The organism is Mesonia sp. HuA40 (assembly GCF_008017835.1).
In the GTDB taxonomy this organism is placed as follows: Bacteria; Bacteroidota; Bacteroidia; order Flavobacteriales; family Flavobacteriaceae; genus Mesonia.
The window spans coordinates 1-6,833 of record NZ_VRLT01000006.1; the positions used below are offsets into that span (position 1 = coordinate 1).

The 6,833-nt window shown below is 33.8% G+C and carries 7 protein-coding genes; 6 read left to right on the forward strand and 1 reads right to left on the reverse strand.

Going from position 1 to position 6,833, the window contains the following annotated elements; translation table 11 throughout:
* Positions 1–186, forward strand: a 186-nt coding sequence (locus FT993_RS12385; protein ID WP_222708290.1) for a hypothetical protein, incomplete at its 5' end; no start/stop codon positions are given.
* 148 nt (positions 187–334) lie between these two features.
* A complete protein-coding gene (locus FT993_RS01165) occupies positions 335–1,090 on the forward strand; it encodes a ThiF family adenylyltransferase (RefSeq protein ID WP_147860712.1) in 756 nt (251 codons plus the stop codon).
* 3 nt (positions 1,091–1,093) lie between these two features.
* Here FT993_RS01165 and FT993_RS01170 read toward each other — a convergent pair whose 3' ends face one another.
* On the reverse strand, positions 1,094–1,852 hold the full coding sequence (locus FT993_RS01170) for a response regulator transcription factor (RefSeq protein WP_147860713.1): 759 nt from the start codon (positions 1,850–1,852) through the stop codon (positions 1,094–1,096).
* 143 nt (positions 1,853–1,995) lie between these two features.
* Between FT993_RS01170 and FT993_RS01175 the strand changes: the two genes are divergently transcribed.
* The 4 genes from FT993_RS01175 to FT993_RS01190 all read left to right on the forward strand — a co-directional run bounded on the left by FT993_RS01175 (position 1,996) and on the right by FT993_RS01190 (position 6,430).
* Positions 1,996–2,631: a hypothetical protein gene (locus FT993_RS01175; RefSeq protein WP_147860714.1), complete on the forward strand. Its 636-nt coding sequence runs from the start codon at positions 1,996–1,998 to the stop codon at positions 2,629–2,631.
* 76 nt (positions 2,632–2,707) lie between these two features.
* Positions 2,708–2,941: a hypothetical protein gene (locus tag FT993_RS01180; protein ID WP_147860715.1), complete on the forward strand. Its 234-nt coding sequence runs from the start codon at positions 2,708–2,710 to the stop codon at positions 2,939–2,941.
* A gap of 86 nt (positions 2,942–3,027) precedes the next feature.
* Complete coding sequence (locus FT993_RS01185; protein WP_147860716.1) at positions 3,028–3,768, forward strand: GLPGLI family protein; 741 nt, start codon at positions 3,028–3,030, stop codon at positions 3,766–3,768.
* Positions 3,769–3,817: 49 nt separating this feature from the next.
* Positions 3,818–6,430, forward strand: coding sequence for a carboxypeptidase-like regulatory domain-containing protein (locus FT993_RS01190; RefSeq protein ID WP_187240727.1), 2,613 nt, complete (start codon positions 3,818–3,820; stop codon positions 6,428–6,430).
* The last annotated feature ends 403 nt before the right edge of the window (positions 6,431–6,833 follow it).

The following is a 6,833-nucleotide window of genomic DNA, read 5'->3' on the forward strand; positions in this document are numbered from 1 at the left end:
AATTCCATCCTTTTTTCTATCTTTGAGCTACAACGGAATAAATCCCGCGTATTTTTCCGCAACGAAATCATAGCCAAAGCCGTTGGGCACAAGGTTAAAATGTCAACGCTCGGCAGGCACATTTTTTTTTACAACCTACAACGCCAGCCACATAAAAAACAAAAGAGCCTGCCCTGCCAAAGCTGATATAAAAGACAAATAGTACAACCTAAAAACCGTGGTTGAATTTGAAATATTCTTTTTAATCGAAAACAGATACTAACAAAAACTACACTTTTGTGTTATATCATCAATTAATTTTTCTGCTAATTTCATCAAAAAAATAACTTTTCCGATGAATGATAGATACCACAGAAACAGAATATACCTTGATAAAAGCGAACAAGAAATTATTAAAAACTGCCCAATTATTTTTGGAGGTTGTGGAATAGGTAGTATTATCGCTGAATGTGCCTTGCGACTGGGATTTGAGCACATTACCATTATTGATGGCGATCAAGTGGAACTCTCTAATTTGAACAGGCAAAACTATACCGAAAATGATATTACTGCTAACAAAACACAGACTCTGAAATCACGCTTATTGTCAATTAATGCAGAAGCCACTATCAATATTTACGATGGTTTCATCAGCCAAGATAACGCTGAAGAGCTCATAGCAGGTCATCAAATAGCCATTAATGCCATAGATTTTACCTCTGACATCCCAATAAGATTTGATGAAATATGCAGAGAACAAAACATCCCAATATTACACCCCTATAATCTAGGTTGGGGAAGTTTGGTAACCGTGGTAAGCCCACAAGGATTACCAATAACGAATATAGAACGAAATGACGAGCCATTTAGCGAACTTACGATGGTAGAATATGTATCAAGCTATTTAAAGTTCTGGGGGCAGCCACAACCTTGGCTAGATCAAGTGCTAAAAAATTTTAAAGAAGAAAAAGAACCTTTCCCTCCACCACAATTGGCAATTGGATCCTGGGGTGTAGCTGCGATGTGTTCTCACATCCTTTTTAATTTAGCAACAGGTAAAGCGGTGAAAAAATTTCCTGAGTTTTATTTTTCCTCTTTATCATATGTTTAGATGTTATATAAGCCTATTGTTGGTAGCGTAAACAATAGCTTCTGAAATATTGGTGACGCCCAACTTTTCATATAGCTTCTTTCTGTGATATTTAACGGTGTCGGTAGATAAACAAATGGTTTCAGAAATTTGTTGAATGGTAAAACCTCTGGCAGATAGCTGTAAAACCTCTATCTCTTGTTCTGTAAGCATTCTTTTTTCATTTACTTTCCAAAAACTTCCTTTTAAATCATAGATGAAAACTTGTTGGTAGCCTTTGCGGGTAATTTGTATGTTTCCTGATTCTTTTTCGTTAGACAATGACACCAAACACATAGCCTTCCATATTTTTCCCTTTTCGGTCAAAAATAATGGTGTTAGTTTTTGGTTGATTAAAATCGGTTTACCTGATGGGGTTTTTAAATGGAAATCGTACGATATGGTATATTCTTTCCGTTCTGGAAGAGGTATTTTATCATAAAAATCAAAACCAATGGTATTAATTTTTACCAACAAGTCTAAATCCTTTGGGGTTACGCAGTTAAAATAAAATTGATAGCCCATATCTTTTATTTCTTCAGCCGTATATCCACACAAAAATAAAGGATTGTCCGACACGTACTCAAAGCCCTTTTCTTGATAGTCGATTACATAAATACTTTTATAGGTAGTTCTTGCAAAGGCTTTAATGACCTCCAAATAGTCTGTTAATTGTATGCGCGCCGTATCAGTAATTTTTTTTACTGTGTTTTTGTGAGAAAAGAAATCGTTTACATTGGCCATAATATATCCGTTTATTAACGGTTAAATATAAAATATTTCTATTAAAAAGTTTTGTAATTCACTATTTTAAACTATAAAGACTACACTTTTGTGTAGTACATCGCTTTATACTTTGTCATAAATTAAATATAAAACATTGGCTTATGGCATTATATAAAATAGAAAAATTACAAAAAAAAGATCTCTTAGAATTCGCCCAATTTATAGTAAACGAAAATTATAACCACCATTTAAATGGGGTTTTCTCGTTTGATTATGAGGAGGAGGTAAGTGCTGTTTTTCAAGAAGAATTGGATTACTTCAAAAATTCACATATTTATGCAGCAAAAGATTTTGATGACATTATTGTAGGATCTATTAGAGTTTTGTGTTGGAATGGTCTTGACTTGTTGCCTATCCAAAAACTTTTTCAAATAGACATTACTTCACACAATAATTTTATTCCTGTAGATACTATTTGGCACATTGGTAGGTTTGCCATACGTAAAGGAGTTAGAGATGTAAACCTGCTAAAACAACTTATGATTTACGCCATAAACCCAATATGCCAAAATCGATATTCTGTAGCTTATGCAGAATGTGACAGCAAACTGTTACGCATTATTAAAGCCTTAGGAATTATAGCCATACCCTTAGATAAACCCATAACATATTTGGGATCTGAAACCATTCCTATAAAGATGACGCAGAACGGATTAATCCATTTTTATTCTAAACATAAAAATTTAGTGGCTAATTCTATTTTAACAACAAAACCTAAAAACTACACTTTTGTGTAGTGTGTTATAAGAGAGTCTTCTATATCTTAGTATACACATTAAAACATATTTTTTAACCATTTAAAACCTTCAAACTATGAAGAATTTATTTTTTGCTTTAGCTTTTATGCTAATGGGAACGTTTGCCTTTGCAAACACAAACGACCTGAATCTTGAAGATTCTGCTGTAAACAACACAGAAATTACCGCTGATGTGCCGTTAGCTTCTGATAGTGCAGAAATTCAAACCAATGTTGAGAGAGACATCACTATCATCATTGTTAGATATCCAGATGGATCTACTACTGTTATTGTGATTGTAAGAGAATAAGCAATTTTAAAATCACTTATCCCTCATATATGAATGAGTTATAATCATTATATTTGAGGGATTATTTACTTACTAAAAATAATTTTATGAAAAAATCCATTTTTATACCATTTTTAATGCTGCTAATTACTCAAACCAATGTCTTTGCTCAAGATTATACTGTTGTTTATGAAAAGGAAGTAAAACCTGATGTTGGAAACCAATTAGATAAAATCACAGACCCTGTGATGCGAAAACAAGTAGAAGCACAACTCACTGAGGTTAATTTGTTTGAATTGTTGCATACCAAAGAAGCATCTACATTTGCAAAACAAACCGCAGAAGAAAGCAAAAACGATAAATCTTTGGCATTACGAGATGAGCAATCATCTAACATAAAAGTGATAAAAATGGGCGATGATGATAAATCGGCTGTATTATATAAAGACTTATCGAATAAAGCTTACTTAGAATCAGCTAGCCTAATGGGGAAAGATTTTTTAATAAAAGACTCATTGCCAATCTACAATTGGGAGTTGGTAAGCGAAACCAAAACCATTGGGAATTACGTATGCAAAAAAGCCACCACAGTTTATAATGATAAAAAAATTACAGCTTGGTATGCGCTTTCAATTCCTCTGAGTGACGGTCCTGGCGAGTATTACGGATTGCCCGGACTTATTTTAGAACTTACCGATGGCACAACCACCTACAATGCATTAAGCGTAAAACAAACGCCTGATATTTCTTTAACAAAACCTTCAAAAGGAAAAGAAGTTACGAAAGCCGACTATCAAAAAATTGTAGAAGATCGAGTAAATGCCTTAAAACAGCAATATAAAAATTAGAAACCATCAAAATAGTTTTGGACTAATGCAATTAAGTGGTTTTTATTTTTTGTTAGCACTCTTACTTCTATGCAGCTGTAAAGTCTTTGCTCAATCAGAAAAACGTATAACGGGAAAACTAACCGATGAGTCAAACGAAGTTGTAGCCGGTGCTTCTGTTTTGTTGAAAAGCCAGTCTGGAGAAATTCTTACTTATGCTATTTCCGATGAAAATGGAGACTTTGTACTTACAGCAGAAGCAGAAGGCATTCATCGCTTGGAAGTGTCTCATATTGCTTATGCCTTATATACAGAAGCTTTAGAGCTCATTAAATACAAACAGACCTATTCTAAAGACATTGTGCTAAAACCCAATGGCAATGAATTGGAGGAAGTGGTTATTCAAGGGCGAAGAGCAGTAGCCACTCAAAATGGCGATACGCTAAGCTATAATTTGGGTGCTTACACCACAGGAAACGAACAAAAACTTAAAGATATTATCGAAAAACTCCCCGGTTTAGAAATTGATGAAAGCGGAAAAATAAAATCGGAAGGCAAAGTCATCGATAACTTGCTTGTGGATGGCAAACCTTTTTTTGGCGACAACCATAAAATTGCTACAGACAACCTAAACGCTAAAATGGTTGGTGGCATTGATGTACTAAAAAACTACGAAACCTTTGATGCTGTAAAAGATATTGAAGGTAGTAATGAAACAGCCATCAACATACAAATAAAAGAAGAATATCAGGGGAAACCCACTGGCAATATAGAAGCTTATGGAGCCTATGAAAATCGATACCGTTTGCACGCCAACTTGTTTTCTTTTGGAAAAAAACATAACCTAAGTTTTATAGGCGACATCAACAATACCGGCCAACAGCCCATCAGTTTGTTAGATTATATTCAAATGGATGAAAGTGATGCTATTAAAAGTAAAGAAGATGAACTGTCATCAATCAACACGAATTCAGATTTACCCAGCTTTTTACAAGAAAACAATAATCGGGTAAAGCAGCAATCAAAATTTGGCGCACTAAACGCCGTTTTTGCCCCGTCACACAATACAGCCATTGAGGCATTCAGCATTTTGAACAAAGAAAAAATAAAGCAAAAACAATTTACTGAACAGTCCTTCTTTTCACAATCGCAAAGCATTACTAGTGAAGAGTTCATACAAGTTGACAAGGATTTTTTAATCAACCAAACGTACATAAAAGCTGAATATAAGCCCAGTGCAAACAGTATTTTAAAATACACTTTAGACTACAAACCACAGCATAACGAATTTGTTACAAGTATTGATGGCGAGGTTCAGGAAACGGAACAAAATACCCTGCAAAATATTGAAAATAGAGGTCACACTTTAGGACAAAATATAGCCTATACATCTCGATTAGCTTCCGATAAATTACTTTCTGTCAACGCTTTTTCAAGTTTCAAAAGAAACAAAACGCAAATTGGTTTAGTATCAAATCAATCTTTATTTAATCTTGGAAACAACATTGCCCAAGAATTGGAAAATAATAATGATGAATACGGTGTTTATTCTAAATATACACAACGAATAAACAATCATATACTCAAATTCAATCTGGGTTATGTATGGCAAAAAAGTGATTTTTATGACACGGCTTTACCGGATGAAAATTCATCTTTAATTAATCAAGATTACTTGTATTCTGGTGCTTCTATCGAAAAAAAAGAAGGCTTTTTTCAATATAAAGCACGTGTTAACTTAAGACGATACAGCAATTCCTTCAATGCTAGAAACGATGATAATTGGCTGTTTCTACCAACATTAGAAAGCAAATTGAGCTTTTCAGAAACACACTATCTATCTTTCAATTACAACAGGCAAGCGGGCTTTCCAGATGCAAGTCAACTCAATTTATTTCCCTTTGTTCGAGATTACAGAAATTATCGCACCCAAACGACTGCTGATTTTAGTGAACCGATTATCAATAATCGCTTTGGAATGCAGTATTTTTATTTCAACCTGTATAGCGGTACCCAAATTCTATTCAACGCATTTTACAACAAAACAAAAAATGATATTGGTGTGAATAATGAAGTGGTTGGAATCTACAATTATTCCAATTTTTTAAATGTACCTTATAAAAGCAATTGGACGAATACACTTCGCTTTCAAACGAGGATAAACCCCATTAAAACAACGTTTAAATTGAATTTAGATTATTCAAATATCGAATTTAATAACTTCCTGAATGGCATTCAGAATAAGGCAACAAACCAGCAATACAAGATAAAACCTGCTTTAGCAAGTTACTTTAAAGACGCGTGGATTAATTATGAAATAGGTATCGATTACGAGCAAAATAATACATTTTTTGATTTAACCGATTTGGAGAACAAGGGCAGTAAAACAAGTCCATTTTTAACTCTTGAAGGCGAGTTTTCATCCGATTGGTCTTATTCTGTGAACAATGCAATCGCTTATTTTAGAACGTCAACAATAAAACGAAATTTCCATCAACTTGATTTTGAATTACGCTATAATAAAGCATCTTCAAAATTCAGTTATTGGCTATCCGGCGAAAATATTTTGAACATTGAAAGCGCACAAATTGTAGAAGCTATTGCGATGCAAAATAGCATATCCCGAACAATCATTGACCAAATGCCCGGCTATATTGGTGCTGGAGTTTCTTATGATTTTTAAGCAATCTGATTTTAATTCCGCAAGCACATTTGTTTTTTCCAATCACATCACCCAACACTAAAAACAAAAGAGCTTTCTCGTTTAGTGCTTTAAAAGAAGGTTACGGCTAAAATCCAAGCAGAGCGTAGAAAACCCAGTGCCCAACACCGCATATAACAAATAGCTAAGTTTTTGCTAAACTGGAAATTTTGGTAATTTTACCAAGTCGCCAAATATTTGTTTTGGCGTTTTAGAAATTCAAAGTTAAAAACTAAAAACAAATATTTGGCTTGTGCATAATCGAAAATATATTTGCTAATTTGCACGCTACTTGTCATATGCAAACACGTTGGGCACAATATGAACGAACATCGAATGAAATACATAATTATCGGAATTTTATTTATCTCAACTTCTGTTTTTG

What these genes read in the sequence shown, in the direction of transcription:
- FT993_RS01170 (WP_147860713.1), bottom strand. Translation starts at nt 1,852, where the DNA reads ATGGCCAATGTAAACGATTTCTTTTCTCACAAAAACACAGTAAAAAAA.
- FT993_RS01165 (WP_147860712.1), top strand. Translation starts at nt 335, where the DNA reads ATGAATGATAGATACCACAGAAACAGAATATACCTTGATAAAAGCGAA.
- FT993_RS01180 (WP_147860715.1), top strand. Translation starts at nt 2,708, where the DNA reads ATGAAGAATTTATTTTTTGCTTTAGCTTTTATGCTAATGGGAACGTTT.
- FT993_RS01175 (WP_147860714.1), top strand. Translation starts at nt 1,996, where the DNA reads ATGGCATTATATAAAATAGAAAAATTACAAAAAAAAGATCTCTTAGAA.
- FT993_RS01185 (WP_147860716.1), top strand. Translation starts at nt 3,028, where the DNA reads ATGAAAAAATCCATTTTTATACCATTTTTAATGCTGCTAATTACTCAA.